Source organism: Kitasatospora sp. NPDC057500 (assembly GCF_042802195.1).
GTDB lineage: Bacteria > Actinomycetota > Actinomycetes > Streptomycetales > Streptomycetaceae > Kitasatospora.
Map to the genome: position 1 here is coordinate 85,363 of NZ_JBHVER010000005.1, position 15,615 is coordinate 100,977.

Below are 15,615 nucleotides of genomic sequence, written 5' to 3' on the forward strand. Positions count from 1 at the left end.
AGATCGGCGTGCCGGTGGCACAGTTCGCGGGCGAGGCCGGGTAGCGCGAGGTCGGAGGCAAGCAGGGCGGCCTGGTTGAAGACGGTGGATGCCAGGCCCGGGTCGTCCTGCCGAGGCGGGCCTCAAGGGGCAGGCACGCGGGCCGGATCCGGGCGACCAGCGGGAACCGCTGGGCTATCGGCCCGGTCGGGTGCACGAGGTCACTCCCAGCTGACGGTGATGGGGTGGTGGGGGCGTTCCAGGACGAAGCGGCCGGCGGCCGGGTCGGCGGCGGTCGGGGTGTCGGGGAGTTCGAAGCGGACGGAGCGGTCGCGGAAGCCGGTGTCCCAGGTGCGGATCTCCTGCGAGACCAGGTCGGCGAGTGCCGCGCCGTTGGGGCCGTGGCCGATGACGCCGGTCTCGTACGCCTTGCAGCCGTCCTCGCCGGGCTCGGCGGGGCGGATGGTGAGGTAGGCGAGGGATGCGCCGTCCACGGCCGCCATGGAGCCCCACCCGAACATGCGGGAGACCCCGCGCTCCTGGGCACCGTCGCCGACGCTCATGCGCATCAGGGAGTTGGGCAGCGAGCAGGCCAGCCACAGGTCCATGTACTCGTAGGTCGTTCCGGCGGGGATGTTCACGCCGGTCCATCGCTCGTGGCGTTCGGAGTCGAGGACACCGAGCAGGCCGGCGCCGTCGACCGCGTCGACCTGGTCCTTGTGGACCTGCAGCGTCACGTCGTCCTGCTCGGTGAGGGCGAGGGTGCGGCGCGCGTCGTCCATGCTGCCGCGCAGCGGCATGAACACCGCGAGCTGGCTGTCGACCGATACCCACCCGCTCTCGCCACGCTCCAAGGCGATGGAGCGGCTGGCGGTGCCGCGCAGCCGCAGTGGCACCACGATCCGACCGGTCGGCTTGACCTGCTGGAGCCAGGCGGTCGGCATCTCGGCGGTGCTGACGGTGGCCATGACCTTGTCGTAGGGGGCGCCGGCCTCATGGCCGAGGGCGCCGTCGCCGAGGACGACCTCGACGTTGGTGATGCCCGCGTCCACGAGGTGCTTGCGGGCGCCGTCGACGAGGTCGTCGTCCACGTCCACCGTTACGACCCGGCCGTCGGGGCCGACCATGGTGCCCAGGTAGGCGGCGTTGACGCCGGTGCCCGCGCCGGACTCGAAGACGCGCTCACCGGGCTTGGCGGCGAGCTGCTCGAGCATCAGGGCAACGATCCACGGCTGGGAGGCGGCGGAGATCTGGGTGCCGGAGCCGTCGGTCTTGGTGTAGGTGGGGTTGTCGGCGTAGGCAGTCTCCAGCGGGAAGCCGGGCAGGAAGTGCTCGCGGGGCACGGTGCGGAAGGCGTTCTCGACGGCGTCGGTGGTGATCACCTTCTGATCGCGCAGGCGGGTGGTCAGCGCGGTGCGGAGCTGCTCGGAGGACTGGGACTGGTCATCGCTGAGAGTAGTCACTTGGGCGACCCTAATGGTTGAGCGGATGGTGGGCTGCGAGGACACGAGGTCCCCGCCGGAGTGGAAGACGGCTTCCAACGCCAGTGCGGCCATGGAGGATTGGTCCGCGGTGGAGATCCCGGCGCGGTTGGCGTGGAAGAGCAGGTGGTGGGCCAGAATGGCCCGCAGTCCCCGGGTGGGGCTGTCGTGGCGGGCGAGCTGCGCCAGGGACTGGCCGGCGCTCTCGAAGGCGCTGACCCACTCGTCCTGTCCTTGGAGCGGACCGGCTGAGCTGGTCAGTCGCCGCGTGTCGACGGTCATCAGCCGCAGCATCGCCCGGGTCCAAACGGCCTCCCGTTCGGGGTCGGCGGCGGCGGGTTCGGGGCGGAGTTTGGCGAACAGGTCCCATACGGCGCCTTGCTCGTACCAGTCGAGGCCGGCGGCGCGAAGCATCACGCCGGTGAGCAGAACGGTGGTCTCGCGTCGGCCGAGAGTCGGTGCGCCGGCGGGGGCGGCGCGGGCGAGGAGGTAGCGGCTGTCGTGGTGGAACAGCTCGTGGGCGACCTCCATGCCGCGCTCGCCGCCGAACGCGGCGGTCTCCGGTTCGTAGATGCCGTTTGTCCACCCAGTGATCAGGCCTTCGGCGGTGAGGCTGTCAAGGAGTCCGGTGATGGAGGGCACCGGAACTTCGGCGCGATACCGCAGCTTGAACGGGTTCTTGCGCATGTACCACCAGCCGTCCAGCGAAATGTCACTCTTTGCGGCGGTCAGCGCCGGAGCCAGGCGGTGGGCGGCGGCGTGCTCGGCGCTCTGGCCGTCACGAAACCGAATCTCGTGCTGGATCCAACGGTTCATCAAGGGGCATCCTCATATCGGGTCGGTCAGCGGTCAGGCGATGAGCAGGCAGGCGTCCCAGCCGGAGAGCGGGGCCGTGCCGGTTGCGGGCGTGATCACGGCGAGCGCGGTGCCGGCGGCGCCTTCGAGGAAGGCCGGACCGGCTGTGTCCAGCACGGAGGTCGTCTGTTGGACTGGATCAGCGCCGACCGCGATCACGGCGTCCAACAGGGTCAAGGCGACGGTTCGAAGCTGCGAGGCCGTCGATGGCATGGCGTCAGCTGCCGCGCGGTGGGCGATGTGCGCGAGGCCGGCGTATCCGTGGCACAGCGAGATGTCCGTCGTCGCCGCGAGCGCCGCCGGGTCCGAAAGAGCCTTGATGAGGGCGGCTTCCGTGTCGCGCTGGCGGTCAGGGTCGCCGACCGCGTGGGCTGCGAGCTGTTGGGCGCGGGCGAGTCCAGCGCTGCCGTAGCACCAGCTCGGCCGTTGCGCGTTCGGCACCGCGGCTCGGCCGGAGTCGAGCTCGTCGCGGATGACCCAGTACGGCCACCTCGCGCCCGCCCGCCACCGGTCCAGCCAGCACAGGACACGGTCGATCGCCTCCAGTTGCCCGTCGACCTTCACCCCGTGCATCAGAGCGAGGGCGAGCAGGGCGAGTGGGCCGCCGATCCCGTGCGCTACCCCATTGTTGGCGTGACCACCGGCGAACCGGTCATCCGCGCGGCCGGATGGCCCGCTCGCTGCCCACCAGCCGGGCAGCAGGGCGCCGTCACGCTCGAGCGGCTCGGTCAGGCGGACCAGATAGGTGAGGACTTTGCGAAGCTCGGGGCTGTCAGGATCGCGGCGCAGCAGGTGGGCACCGAGGCCGGCCAAGCCCCGGATGGCGTCGAACTCGGCCAGCGCACTGCGGTCGCCGCGATCGATGCGCGCGTGGGCGGCCGCGACGCGACGCGTCGCGTCGGCCGCGACGATCTGATCGAGGCCGGCCAGGGCGCGCGTGTAGGTGCCGGGGCGGGCACGGGCAGCACTGGTGAGGGCGTGGGCGACGGCCGGTGCACCGTAGTGCAGATAGCTGTCCGGGCCGCCGGTGATCGGCGCGCTCGTGGTGAACCGCAGCCAGTCGTGAGCGCGTTGCCAGGTACCGAGGCCGGCGGCGGCCCGCTCGATGTGGAGCAGCGCGATGCCCGGAGCGCCGTGGGCCAACGACTGGCGCCACCGCGGGCGGGTCGTCCAGAGGGCAGGCAGGTTGCCGGGGTCGGCGAGGCGGTCGGCGATCACACCGGCCATCTCCAACGCGCGGTGCGTCATCGTGCACCGTCCTTGGCGAGCCGGGCGAGGGCGACGGCCCTGGCCAGGTAGAGGACGTGGGCCTCATCGTCGAAGTCGATCCGGTGTGCGCGGACATAGGAGACGTGCAGCAGGGAGCCGAGCACGTCGTCCACGTCCACACTCCGGGTGTGGGGCCCGGGGAAGTGGCGGCGGTAGGCGGCCAGTGCCCGGTCCCGTTCGCCCCAGGCGTCGACGATGGCCGCGCCGGTGGGCTCGGCACGTAGGGACGCCCAGTTGTCGGCCGGGTCGGCGAGGCGCACGGCCTGGGCAAAGAGGGGACGTGGGATCGGTGCCGGAGCCTTGGCGGGGACATTGGCGACGAGCCAGCGCAGGCCAGAGTGCATCCCGCCGCTGAACGCGCAGGTGATGGCCACCGCGTGCGCGGCCAGCAGCGCGGTTCGCTCGGGCCGGCGGGGCTGGGACAGGTGGGCGAGCAGGGCACGGGAGTCGGCGCGGAACACCTCTTCGGCCGCGTCCCAGGCGGGTCCGTCGCCCCAGCGGCCAGTCTCAGGGAACGAGGCGGGATAGCGGACTTCGGCCAGCAGGCCGGCCTGGCGCAGCTCGGCAGCCCACGTGCTAACCATCTGGGCGGCGTCACCGAAGTCGGCCGGATCGTCCAGCGCGATCCGCAGGCGAAGGTGCTGGTGCGGGTCGCGGAAGCGCACGAACCACCACGGCGGCGAGTCGAGGCGCTGAAGTAGGTCGGGCAAGTGGCCTGTGAGGATGGTGTCCTGGCGATCGAGGTTGCCGTAGAGGCTGGCGAGCAGCACCCGGGAGGCGCCCGGGTTGTCGCCGTGACCCCGCGCGAGGACGCGGGCCCGGGTCGGTTTGGGTAGGCGCGGCCACATGGCTGGGCGGGTCGCGGTCAGCGGCACGACGATCTCATGGGCGCGGCCCCCAGCCCAGCCGGTATCACCAGGCCGCGGCGCCTCGGTCAGCACGGCCAGCGGTTTCCGCGCGAGGTGGGTACGCAGTAGGGCCCGGTGGCCCGGGTGGTTGAGGTAGAGCGGCAGGTGCTGGTCGCCCTCGACCAGGTGGACGCGGTGTGGAACGCAGCGGCGGGCAAGCCAGTAGGTCAGGGCCTGTAGCCAGGTGTCCCAAGGGGCGTCAGGGGTGGGCAGCTCACGGGCGGTCAGTCGCCAGGTTGCGGGGGAGAGGATGACGCGCCCGTGCCGAAGGCGCGGCAGGAACGGCAGGGTGCGGGCGGCGCCCCAGGAGAAGGCGGTCACCTGGGCGCACTGGGCACGGGAGAGTTCGGTCAACAGCCGGGCCAGTGGTGGCGTGTGGGTGCGAAGGTTGAGCGCGTTCGTGCCGGCAGCCTCGATCCGTACGCCCAGGTCGGGGACGGCCAGGTACATGCGGCGTCCGTCGCAGCCCACCGCCAGGTCGCGGGGGGAAAGGACCCCGGGAGCAGGGAACCGGTGTTCAGCGAGGCTGACGAGAAGCTGGCCGGTCGGCACGGTGCGGGTGACATGGGCGGTCGCCGGATCCAGCGGGGGGTAGGACAGTTGGGCGGTGACGGTTTCGGTGTCCATGGTCGGCAGGCTGGCGAGAGCGGATGTCAGCGCCGTACGGTGCTCGGGCTCCAGCAGCGGCAGGAACCGGCCGACGGAGACGCCGGCGGCGCGGGAGACGGATAGGACCTCCAGTCGGAACTCACCGCGCTGAAGCGCCTGCTGACTGCCGGCGAGAAGCCGGGCCCCGATCTCCAAGTGTGCAGGCAGGCGCGGCTCGGCGGGCCCCAGCGAAAGGGATGCGAGCAGGGCTTCGTCGAGTTCGACCTCGCGGTTGTCCTCGAGGGCGGCTCGTTGGGCGAGCTCAGAGAGAACTGTGTCGCGTTCGGAGAAGCGGGGCTGCTCAGCGGCCTGGGTGGTGCCTGGATAGCCGTCGGGCCAGCCGATTCCGCTGTCGGCCACCATGTCGAGCAGCGGCACCAGGGATCCCCGGCCGTAACGCTCGTAGAACCGTTGGTGGTACTCCCGCCATGCGGCCACTCCGTACGGGAAGGCGCTCAGGCGCGCGAGGAGGTCGGCGGCGTGCGCCGCCTCCCGGGCGACCGCCTCGGGAAGGACCAGGTCGGCGTCCAACCGCAGGTCGACGGCCAGCAGATGCCGTTTGGTCGCGGCCAGCTGACTCATCGTGTGCGCGGTACGGCGTCGCCGCTCTGTGCCGGGGGCCTGGTTGTGGGCGGCGAGTTCGGAGTGGACGGTGCGGAGGCCGGTGACAAGAGCCGCGACCTGGTGGAGGGAGTCGGCATCGGCCGCTTCCAAGGCGGCCAGTAGGTGCCCCAGAGCGTCCGGCTCGGTGGCCGGAGCGTGCAGGCTTGTGATCAGGACTCGGCTGGCCACCAGCTCTGTGAGCGCAGCCGTGATCCGGGCGGGCGCCGTGTCGGGGAACTCCACACGAAGCTTCGCCGCCAGATCCTCGACGCGCACAGGGGTTTGCGCGGCCCGAACGACGAAGCGCACCGCGTCGGTGTGGCGTACGGACACCTCGGCGGCTCCCGTAGTGCCGTCAGGCCGCGGTACAGGCTGATGCGGGACCACCAGGCGATCACCGCGCACCGCCGCGTTGGAGTTGGCCACTACGTCGAGCCGGGTCAGCAACTGCGGGCAGTCCTCCAGCTGGGTGATCACTAGAGCGAGCCACTCGGCCCCGGCGCGGGCGAGGGCTTGGTGCTGCTCTCCCCAGCGAAGCTGGGAGTTGGGGGCGAACGTAGCGGCCTGCACGCCTGCGAACAGGGCGAACGGTGTCGGCCGGGCGGTGGCGCGCAGCAGGTAGCGGGCGGTGGACAGCACAGCTCGCCGTGTGTCCCGCGCGTCCGGGGCGGCAGCGGAGCACAGCGCCTCGACCCGCCGGGCGAGAGCCGCGCTGGCCTGCCCGAGCGCCTCGGCGAGCTGCTCGTCGGACCAGACAGTGCGCAGCCATCGCGTCCACATTGGCAAGTGATCTGGCCCGGTGGCGGTCAGCTCAGGCCAGGCCGGCACCGCCAGGTCTGGGCGGGCGACGGCGCGCACCAGTGCCGTTCCAGTTGCCTGGTAGCTGGCGGGAGAGCGCACGAGTACCTCCGGTTCGGACGAATGGAACAGGGCCGGCCGAGCGTCGCCGGGTAGTGCCCGGCGACGCTGACCGTTGCGGTGCTACCTGGCGGGTCAGTGGACGCCGGTGGTGCAGGCGCCGCACGTGCTGCCGCAGCCGTCATCCGTGAGTACCTGCAGGCTGGCCACGTCGCTCTGCTCGATCGCCGTGACGTCGAGGTCGAACTCGTCCGCGGCCGGAGCCGTCTGGATCTGCTGAGCCATTGCTGTTCCTCCTGTGCTGTTTCCCTTTGAGGGGCCTGGCGCCGGGGCACTGAGTGCGCCCCGCATCACCAGGAGACGGTGGGGCGGGTGTGCCGCTTGTCGCGGCCAGCTGCCGTTAGTCCAGGGGTGTGTGACGGCGGTAGATCTTCAAGTCGCCGACGAGGTAGCTTCGATGACCTCGCGCGGACTACGGCGGGACGAACGGATCAGCGCCGACGCTGTACGTCACGCCGTCCTGGCGCAGTTCCATGGCGAAGCCAGATCCGTGCGAGAGAAGGGCGAGAGCCTCGGTGTACCGCTGCTGGTCGCTCAGCCACGCGCGCACGATCCGGACGGCGGGGGGATCCAGCTGGACGGCGATCTCGTCAAGTCGTCTGCGGATCCAAGAGATTGCGTCGTCCGCCGATTCGACAAGGGCAGCGCCTAACGGGAAGCTCCGCACGCTCACCGCCACGCTGCTGCACCAGAAGCTTGCACCCTGCACGGCGGTGGCTCGTGAATCCATCGCGCTGATCAGCACGAGATCACCTCGATCCCGGGACCGATCTGCGCGGAGTGTTGGACTCCTGGCAGCGACTCGGCTGCGATCAGTGCCCAGATTCGCTTTCCTCCGCCGGGGCCGACAACAGCCTTCCACTGAACGCTGAGCGCATGAACCAGGATGAGGCCCCGTCCGTGATCGTCGTCCTCGTCAGCCTCGACGCGAGTAGGCAGCTGCGGACTCGGATCACCGACCGCGACCTCCAACCCGTCCGCTCGGGCGGCCAGGAAGACATCGAACTGGCCGTCAGCTCTGTTGCACCCATGGATAACCGCGTTGCTGGCCAGCTCCGCCACAACCAGTTCGGCATCGTCCACGACGACGTCCGAGTAGCCCCACTTGCGCACCTCGCAACGGACTCGAGCGCGCACATCGGGGACGGTGTCCGGTACGGCGCGGAAGCTCTCGTGCCAGGAGAGCGCATCGGCGGTCTTGGCTGGCTTGCTGGTCATCGTGCGCACCGTGCCCTCCTGTGAGAGTCAATGGCGTTTCGGACAGTGGACTGTCCGACGGACCGAATGCCTGGTTGTGAGCAGGCCGATCGGGACTCCGAAGGCATGAGGGAGCCGCCTGTGATCGCCTGGCGATGCATCAACTTCACTGCGCTAAACGCCCTGAGAGAAGATGAAGCGACGGTCAGGGTGGTCTGCGAGAAGGTAAGAATGGTCAGCTTTTCCGGATCCAGCGGGATCCGGTGCTTTGCCCGTGCCACGCTGAAGCGCAAGGACGGGGCCGAGTAGCGGTCCAGGCGAGGGAAGGCGGGTGGCAGACCGCAATGGTGGAGGCATCGTTGCTTGGCAGGTGCCTGGAGCAGCTGGACTGGTCGCCGGAACGCCTCGCCCGGGAGATCAACCGATTGTGCGGACCCGGCACCATCAGCAGCAAAGCGCCGTACGGGTGGCTGCGAGGATCCTGCCCGAGAGGACGGCTGCCCCAGGTGGTCGCCGAGATCCTGTCCAGCCGGCTCAGCGAACCAGTGGGTGCGGAGGCCCTGTGGCCCGCCAAGTTCACGGCCACCGGGGTCCTGCTGTCCGCCGACGACGGCCTGGATCTGCCGTGGACTCAGACCGGTACGCGGCACTGCTCGACTCTGCTGACCGATGGTGGAGCAGCCAAGCAAAGCGCACCTGCGCTGCTGCCAGTGGCCGGGCGCTCGTTGATCGGGCCTGCGGTCGACTGGCTGACGGCCCCCGACGAGGAGCTGCAAGCGCGTTCGATCGGCCTGGAAGTCGGCCCCGCTGCCGTGGACGTCCTGATCGACCGCATTGCCCAACTTCGCCGACTCGATGACATCCAAGGCGGCCCGCTCGTCCTCGACTGGGTCGCCCAGGACCTCCACTGGGCCGCAACCTTGGTTCGTAGCGGCGCCTACGACAACCAAACCGGTGTGCGCCTCCACGAAGCGTTCGCCGAACTCGCTCAGCTCGCAGGTTGGGTGGCCACCGACCTCGACCGCGTCGCTCTCGCTCAGCGCTATTTCCTCACCGGGCTGCGAGCCGCGCACACTGCCGGCGACCGCATGCTCGGCGCGAACATCGTCTCCTGTCTGAGCTACCAGGCCGCGTGGCACGGTGCCGACGATGACGCACTGCGGCTGGTCAAGGTGGCTCGAAAGGGAGCCGCCGGCCACGAGAGCGGAGCTGTCCAAGCACTGCTTGCCACCCGTTAGGCCAGGGCGCACGCGAAGCTCGGTGACGTAGCGGGGTGCGAGCGTGCACTGGAGGAGGCTGCCGCCTTCGGATCGGCCATCGATGGAGCAACAGACCCGCGTTGGTCGTACTGGGTTACGCCGGCGGTGCTCGCCGCTGATGCGGGGCGAGCCTGGCTCGAACTCGGCAGACCAACCCGGGCAGAAGAGAACCTTGTGCGCGGACTTGAGTTGTTCGGCCAGGACCAGCCCCGCAACCGCTTGTTGCACAGCGCTTCGCTCGCCGAAGCCCGGCTCGCCCGCGAGGACGTCGAGGGGGCCGCCGCGGCGGCGCACAGCGCGATGGATCTGAGCGCGCACCTTGACTCGGAACGAGCCCGTGCCCGGCTTCGCGTTCTGCACACGGGCTTCGGCGCGAGGGACACCTCGGTGGCTCGCGAGGTCTGCGGCAGGGTGGAGGACATCCTGTCCGCGTAGGCTCGGCTCGATCCGTACTAAGGAGATCACGTGCACGTCCGCTCCCAGGTCCCCCTGGCCCCCTTGACGACCCTCGGGGTCGGTGGGGCCGCCGAGTCCCTCATTGAGGTGACGGAGCTGGACCATGTATCCGCAGCGTTCGACCAAATCCGCCGGCGCGGGATCCGCCCACTGGTTCTGGGTAGTGGCAGCAACGTCCTGGTGGCGGACACCGGGTGCCCCGGGGTGGTTCTCCGCATGGCAACTCACGGGGTTGGCCTGCATCGGGAGCCCGATGGCGAGAGCGTGCTCGTCACCGTCGAGGCGGGGCACCAACTCCAGGATTTGGTGGAGCTGACCATCGCAGAGGGCCTCACCGGCATGGAGACGCTCATCGGCATTCCCGGCACGGTCGGGGCCACTCCGGTGCAGAACGTCGGTGCGTACGGACAAGAAGTCGCCGATACGCTCGTCAGGGTCGAGGCATGGGACTGGGAGACCGACCGCCTGGTCCGACTCTCCGCCGCAGCCTGCGGTCTCGGGCACCGGACCAGCATCTTCAAGCGGTCCACCCGCTGGACCCTGGTGCGCGCGGTGTTCCGACTGCACCGCTCGCGGCTGAGCACCCCGATTACCTACGGCATGGTCGCCGAACGGCTGGGCATCGCGAAGGGCCAGCGCGTCCCGCTTGCTGAAGCCGCCGCCGCAGTCCTCGCGGTGCGACGGAGCAAAGGCATGGTGCTGACGCCCGGAGACCCGGATGATCGCTCGGCCGGCAGCGTCTTCCTCAGCCCGGCCATCGACGCGGATCTCGCACAGCGCCTGCGCGCCGGGCACGCCCCGGTCAACGAATTCCCGGACGGTTCCATCCGGGTAAGCGCGAGCTGGCTGATCAAGGAGGCTGGCTTCTCTCTTGGCCAGAGGGTTGCCGATGGCGTCAGGCTGTCCAGCAGGCACTACACGCTGGTCACTGAGAACGGCGCCACGGCCGCCGCGTTCGCGGCTGGTGCTGAGAGGCTGGCCCTGGAGGTTGAGAAGGTGACTGGGGTGCGACTCACGCCAGAACCCGACCTCTTCGGTGACGAACCCGTGTACACGCGACTCGTTGAAGCCATGCAGGTGCAGCGGCCGTCCAACACCGCGGCGTACGCCGCGGGCTGAGGTCCCCGTTCGTGTTCGAGTGGCGGCCGAGCAGGTCCGGTCCGCCAAGCCAATGCAGACCGAGCACGTTTCGTGGATCAGCCCGCGCGGGGGGAGGAACCGTGGGGCAGAGGCGTCGGTCACTCGACTGTCCAGGGCGATGGCCCGGGTCAACCCAAGCAGGGGTGGTGAAGATGCGGCGGCGGCCCCCACTACGGACTGCGTCGTCATCGCCTTGGCACCCCTCTTCCGCTCACGTAACAGCTGCTTGCCTACCGGTGATTGATGGCAAGTCAGAACGCTAGGAGCACGGACGGAGGGGAACCCGGAAAATTCTTCCGGGGCCAGGGCGCCGGGCCCCGCCAAGCTGGAGGTATGCGTGGGATGACCGAAATGCTGAGCGTCGGCGAGCGCGTCGCCTGGTACCGACGGCGGCGAGGCATGTCGCAGGAGGTGCTCGCCGGACTCGTCGGCCGAACCGCCGACTGGCTGAGCAAGGTGGAGAACGGCCGCATCGAACTGGACCGGCTGTCTGTGATCAAGGCTCTGGCTGACGCTCTCGATGTCCAGCTCGGTGACCTGCTCGCCGAACCATCACTCCTGGACTGGACGACCGACGTGCAGGGTGGCACGGTGCCGAAGCTGCGCGAAGCTCTCATGGACTACAGGAACATGTCTCCGTTGCTGGCGCCTGACCCGGCGGGCCCTCCACCCGACCTGGAGATCCTGCGGGCCGAGGTCGGAACGGCCTGGTCCGCTTACCAGGACGCCAGGTATGCCCGCGCCACTCGACTCATCCCCGGCATCCTGGCGGAAGCCCAACGCGCGGTCCGCACGTTCGAGGGCGACGAACAGTTACAGGCGCAGGCGCTGCTGGCGATGGCCTACCAGGGTGCAGCCATGGTGCTGACGAAGATAGGCGAGTCGGATCTGGCCTGGATCGCCGCAGATCGTGGCCTTGCCGCTGCTCAAGAGGCCGGGAACCCCATCATCGTCGGCTCGCTCTTCAGATCTGTATCCCACTGTCTACTGGCCAATGGGCGCCTCGCCGCTGCCCGGGACCTGGTCACGGACGCGGCCGGCTACATGGAAGGCCGCCGCGTGGACGCTTCACCGACGCACCTTTCGGTCTATGGCACGCTGTTTCTCGTCGGGGCCATGGCCGCAGCCCGTATCGACGACCGCGCCACAGTCCGCGAGTTCCTCGCAGAAGCTGATCAAGCGGCCCAACGTCTGGGCCATGATGCCAACCACATGTGGACGGCGTTCGGACCGACCAACGTCGCAATCCACCGCATCTCGACGGCCATGGAGCTGGGCGACGTCCAGATCGCCGCCGACCAAGGCCCTCGGGTGGATTCGTCCACCCTGCCGCTCGAACGCCGCGTCCGCCACACCCTCGAAGTCGCCCGTGCTTACAGTGCGCAGAACCGCATGGACGAAGCCCTCGCTCTCGTGCTGGATGCCGAGGAGCTGGGCCCCGAACAGGTGCGCTACCACTTCATCCCCCGGCAGCTGGTGACCATGTGGGTTCGTCAGCAGCGGGGGAAGCCGAGCCACCTTCTCGCGGGTGTGGCTCAGCGGCTCCGCATCATCGGATAGGAGGTTGCCGGACGACTACAGTCGTCGCCATGAGCGACTCCGAACTCAACGAGGCCGTAGCCCAACCCCGCACCGCCGCAGGGGTGCTGTTCTTCGACGAAACCGGGCGGGTGCTCCTGGTGAAGCCCACCTACAAGCCCGGCTGGGAGATCCCGGGCGGTTACCTGCACCCGGGTGAGACGCCGAGCCAAGGTGCGGCTCGGGAGGTCAAGGAAGAGCTCGGCATCACCCCACCCGTCGGTCGACTCCTCGTCGCGGACTGGGCACCCCACCCGACCGAGGGAGACAAGCTGCTCTTTGTCTTCGACGGCGGCATCCTCCCAGACGACGAGCGCGCCCAGATCATCCTGGACGGGGTGGAAATCGGCGAGTACGCCTTCCACAGCTCGGATCAGCTCGACAGCCTCCTTATCCCGCGCCTCGCCCGCCGCGTCCACGCTGCACTGAACGCTCGATCCCGTGTAGAGACTTCGTACTTGGAGCACGGCGCGCGTTGGGCTACCAACGACGTGTAGTGCTCTGAGTGGCGCCCTGCTGATCGTCGCGCCGACGTGCTCGCCCGAGCCGCCGGCCTCGCCTGAGTCACAGGCTTTTCAGCGCGGCGTGGCACTCCCGGCAGCGCTTGTCGTTAAGCGTGGGTGGGTACCAGGGTTCGCCTGGCCGAGCAGGGCAGTAGTGGGCGTGTTCCATCGCGTCGGTGTTGAGGCCGCAGAGAGTCTGCGGGAGGGGGTCCTCGGGCGCGTCGGGGTCGGCACCGGCGGCGTGTACCAGAACGACCCGCTCGACACCATCGGGTCCGATCTCCTGGTCCGGCTCCACCTCGAAAAGCACGATGATCGAGGCAATGTCCCGACCCGCGGCACAGCGGAACCGGGCGCATCCCGGATTCGCCCGAGCGGCAGGCTGCGTCGTGGGTGGACCTTGCCAGAGCTACGCCAGTTCAGCCGCGAGTTGGGAGTCCGATTTTGAGCAAGCAGCCCTTCCTGTACGTCGCCGTCTGCGCCTCCGGCATCGCCGACGACGTCGGCAAGCTGATCTCGGCGGCCCAGGAGGAAGGGTGGCGGGTCGGCGTGGTGGCCACCCCGAACGCCATGGAGTTCATCGACCAGGCCGCCATCGAGGAGCAGACCGGCTACCCGATCCGCTCTGCCTGGCGCACACCCGACGTACCGGCCTCGCTGCCGCCGGCCGACGCCATCGCGGTCGCGCCCGCCACCTTCAACACGATCAATAAGTGGGCCGACGGCCACGCGGACACCCTGCTGTTGGGCATCCTCACCGAGTCCTACGGCTTGGGCATCCCCGTGGCCGCGCAGCCGTACGTCAACTCGGCCCAGGCCGCCCACCCCGCCTACGCGGCCAACGTGGACCGGTTGAAGGCCATGGGAGTGATGTTCGGCGACTACGTACCGCACAAGCCGAAGGCCGGCGGCGGCCGCGGCCAGTATGACTGGAGCACCCCGCTGCAGCTTTTGCGCCCGGTGCTCGAAGCGAAGACCAAGGCGTAGCCAACCAACGGTTTCGGGGAGGGACAGCAGGTGGACGTGGTTGTGAACGCGAAGACCTCGGTGGCGACTCCACTCAACTACCGGCGTGTGGTGCCAGTACTACCTGGCCGAGTACCTGGCCGGTGAGGCCCAGAACCAGGACGTGATCGAGAACGCCGACGTGATGTGGGTTCCGAGAAATGCGGTGCCTCGGTTCATCCCCGTCGATACGATCTTCCCGCCCATCCTGGCCACCCTGGAGGAGCCTCAGAATGACTGAGCCGACCAGCACCAAGCCGGGCATCGCCGCTGCCATCATCGTTCAGGACAGTCGCGTCCTGATGGTTCAGCGCCGCGTTGCCGAAGGTGAGTTGTCGTGGCAGTTCCCTGCAGGTGAGGTCGAGGCCGGGGAATCGCCGGAGGCAGCTGCTGTCCGCGAGACCGCAGAAGAGGTCGGCCTGACGGTGAAGGCCGTGCAGCTGCTCGGCGAGCGAGTACACCCGAAGACCGGACGGCAGATGTCCTACGCCGCCTGCGAAGTGGTGAGCGGCACGGCCTCGGTGGTGGATACCGAGGAGCTGGCCGAACTGGCGTGGATCACCCATGACCGGATCGCCGTGTTCGTGCCGTACGGCCTGTTCGAACCAGTGCAGGCATATTTGGACGCCAAGTTGCGATCCGGAACGGTGTGACGGAAGCAGCATTCCAGTCGGGGTGGTGCGGTGGCGGCATTCCGCGGCCTCGTATGGCGCGGACGACGGACGTCGGTACCTCTGGAACCACCGTTTGCTGTCGGGTCGAGAACAGCTGACTCCGGGTTTCCAGAAACATCCGTGGCCGGGCGCCTCGGCCCACTGACCATGGCATCCTCGGCGCTTGAACAACTCATCCGCACAACCGTTGGGTGCTCCCGGCTCCACGACATCCTGGACTTGACCGAGGCTGGCTGATCATCCCATCACAACAGTCCGATTGCTGTGACGAGCCCCAGCAAAAGGTGAGGTGACGGTCACTCAGCGACGCTAGGCTCGTGGGCTCTCCGGCCCCGGCTCATTGGCCGCCCGCCCCAGGACTGGAGCCGCGGTCCCGTGAGCTCCAGAGGATGATTCCCGACCAGGGAGGTTGCTCCGATGCCTGAGAAGGTCACCAAGGAGAAGGTGCTCGTCTACGTCGTGCGCAACGGGCGGCTGCTGGTGTTCCGGCACACCGATTACAGCTACGAGGAGGTCGGCATCCAGGTCCCGGCCGGAAGTATCCGCCCCGGGGAGACCCCCGAGGCCGCCGCCGTGCGGGAGGCCCGGGAGGAGACCGGCCTCAACGACTTCAAGATCGTGCGCAAGCTCGGCGAGACCGAGTACGACATCAGCCCGTACCGGGACGAGATCCAGCACCGGCACGTCTTCCACCTGGAGGTCACCGAGCCCACCCCGGAGCGGTGGATGAGCCAGGAGGACCACGACGGTGAGCAGGAGCCCACCCACTTCGAGTGCTTCTGGATTCCATTGGAGGCCGCACACATCCTCCAGTCCGGCCAGGGCGCTCTCCTGGGACGCTTGTCCGACGAGGGCAGGCAACATCGCCAGCGCTGACTTGGAGACGGAGGGCGCCCGAAGTTCGCGTGCCACGACCACCCGAATGGTCTGTCAGCGAGCCACGGTAGCAAGGGCAGCTTCATCCAGGAGCTCCTCGGGTGGAAGCCGTCCCCATACGAGTCGGTGGGCCCACGCCGACGTGCTCGGCCGAGCCGCCGGCCTCGCCTGAGAGGTCGTTTTATCCCGATGTTTTATCCCTAAATCAGCTACTTGATCTGGGATGTCGGGTCGCGCCATGAGATGGTGTTCTCGCCGGTGAGGCG

Annotated in this window: 16 protein-coding genes; 9 read left to right on the forward strand and 7 right to left on the reverse strand. The window is 69.0% G+C overall.

Going from position 1 to position 15,615, the window contains the following annotated elements; genetic code table 11:
- Nucleotides 1-200: 200 nt before the first annotated feature.
- The 6 genes from fxlM to ACFU74_RS02375 all read right to left on the reverse strand — a co-directional run bounded on the left by fxlM (nt 201) and on the right by ACFU74_RS02375 (nt 7,879).
- Nucleotides 201-2,276, reverse strand: coding sequence for a methyltransferase, FxLD system (fxlM, locus tag ACFU74_RS02350; protein ID WP_380750444.1), 2,076 nt, complete (start codon nt 2,274-2,276; stop codon nt 201-203).
- Between the two features lie 33 nt (nt 2,277-2,309).
- The gene (locus tag ACFU74_RS02355) at nt 2,310-3,563 is read right to left on the reverse strand and encodes a lanthionine synthetase C family protein (RefSeq protein ID WP_380750447.1); all 1,254 of its coding nucleotides are present in this window, start codon (nt 3,561-3,563) and stop codon (nt 2,310-2,312) included.
- Nucleotides 3,560-6,601 carry a lantibiotic dehydratase gene (locus ACFU74_RS02360; RefSeq protein ID WP_380750450.1) on the reverse strand — a complete coding sequence of 1,014 codons (3,042 nt, stop codon included), beginning with the start codon at nt 6,599-6,601 and terminating at the stop codon, nt 3,560-3,562. The genes ACFU74_RS02355 and ACFU74_RS02360 overlap by 4 nt, the downstream gene beginning before the upstream one ends.
- 135 nt (nt 6,602-6,736) lie before the next feature.
- Complete coding sequence (locus ACFU74_RS02365; RefSeq protein ID WP_084223461.1) at nt 6,737-6,886, reverse strand: FxLD family lanthipeptide; 150 nt, start codon at nt 6,884-6,886, stop codon at nt 6,737-6,739.
- A 187-nt stretch (nt 6,887-7,073) separates the two neighbouring features.
- Nucleotides 7,074-7,406, reverse strand: coding sequence for a hypothetical protein (locus ACFU74_RS02370; protein ID WP_380750453.1), 333 nt, complete (start codon nt 7,404-7,406; stop codon nt 7,074-7,076).
- Complete coding sequence (locus ACFU74_RS02375) at nt 7,400-7,879, reverse strand: ATP-binding protein (protein WP_380750500.1); 480 nt, start codon at nt 7,877-7,879, stop codon at nt 7,400-7,402. Before ACFU74_RS02375 ends, ACFU74_RS02370 begins: the two co-directional genes overlap by 7 nt.
- A gap of 485 nt (nt 7,880-8,364) precedes the next feature.
- On the opposite strand from ACFU74_RS02375, the gene ACFU74_RS02380 reads away from it, so the two are divergent.
- The 5 genes from ACFU74_RS02380 (at nt 8,365) to ACFU74_RS02400 (ending at nt 12,788) form a co-directional block, all read left to right on the forward strand.
- A complete protein-coding gene (locus ACFU74_RS02380; protein ID WP_380750456.1) occupies nt 8,365-9,096 on the forward strand; it encodes a hypothetical protein in 732 nt (243 codons plus the stop codon).
- A 126-nt stretch (nt 9,097-9,222) separates the two neighbouring features.
- Nucleotides 9,223-9,552 carry a hypothetical protein gene (locus ACFU74_RS02385; RefSeq protein WP_380750459.1) on the forward strand — a complete coding sequence of 110 codons (330 nt, stop codon included), beginning with the start codon at nt 9,223-9,225 and terminating at the stop codon, nt 9,550-9,552.
- A 30-nt stretch (nt 9,553-9,582) separates the two neighbouring features.
- The gene (locus tag ACFU74_RS02390; protein ID WP_380750462.1) at nt 9,583-10,692 is read left to right on the forward strand and encodes a UDP-N-acetylmuramate dehydrogenase; all 1,110 of its coding nucleotides are present in this window, start codon (nt 9,583-9,585) and stop codon (nt 10,690-10,692) included.
- A 363-nt stretch (nt 10,693-11,055) separates the two neighbouring features.
- Entirely contained in the window at nt 11,056-12,273 is a 1,218-nt protein-coding gene (locus ACFU74_RS02395; protein ID WP_380750465.1) for a helix-turn-helix domain-containing protein, read from the forward strand.
- 29 nt (nt 12,274-12,302) lie between these two features.
- Entirely contained in the window at nt 12,303-12,788 is a 486-nt protein-coding gene (locus ACFU74_RS02400; RefSeq protein WP_380750468.1) for an NUDIX domain-containing protein, read from the forward strand.
- A 67-nt stretch (nt 12,789-12,855) separates the two neighbouring features.
- Here the strand turns inward: ACFU74_RS02400 and ACFU74_RS02405 are convergent, their stop codons facing one another.
- Nucleotides 12,856-13,104 (reverse strand): hypothetical protein, encoded by a 249-nt coding sequence (locus ACFU74_RS02405; protein WP_380750471.1) that lies wholly within the window; start codon nt 13,102-13,104, stop codon nt 12,856-12,858.
- A gap of 134 nt (nt 13,105-13,238) precedes the next feature.
- On the opposite strand from ACFU74_RS02405, the gene ACFU74_RS02410 reads away from it, so the two are divergent.
- The 4 genes from ACFU74_RS02410 (at nt 13,239) to ACFU74_RS02425 (ending at nt 15,349) form a co-directional block, all read left to right on the forward strand.
- Nucleotides 13,239-13,781 (forward strand): flavoprotein, encoded by a 543-nt coding sequence (locus ACFU74_RS02410; protein WP_380750474.1) that lies wholly within the window; start codon nt 13,239-13,241, stop codon nt 13,779-13,781.
- Nucleotides 13,782-13,866: 85 nt separating this feature from the next.
- Nucleotides 13,867-14,040, forward strand: a complete 174-nt coding sequence (locus ACFU74_RS02415; RefSeq protein WP_380750477.1) for a hypothetical protein — start codon at nt 13,867-13,869, stop codon at nt 14,038-14,040.
- A complete protein-coding gene (locus ACFU74_RS02420; RefSeq protein ID WP_380750480.1) occupies nt 14,033-14,452 on the forward strand; it encodes an NUDIX hydrolase in 420 nt (139 codons plus the stop codon). The genes ACFU74_RS02415 and ACFU74_RS02420 overlap by 8 nt, the downstream gene beginning before the upstream one ends.
- 438 nt (nt 14,453-14,890) lie before the next feature.
- The gene (locus ACFU74_RS02425) at nt 14,891-15,349 is read left to right on the forward strand and encodes an NUDIX domain-containing protein (RefSeq protein WP_380750482.1); all 459 of its coding nucleotides are present in this window, start codon (nt 14,891-14,893) and stop codon (nt 15,347-15,349) included.
- Nucleotides 15,350-15,615 lie beyond the last annotated feature (266 nt).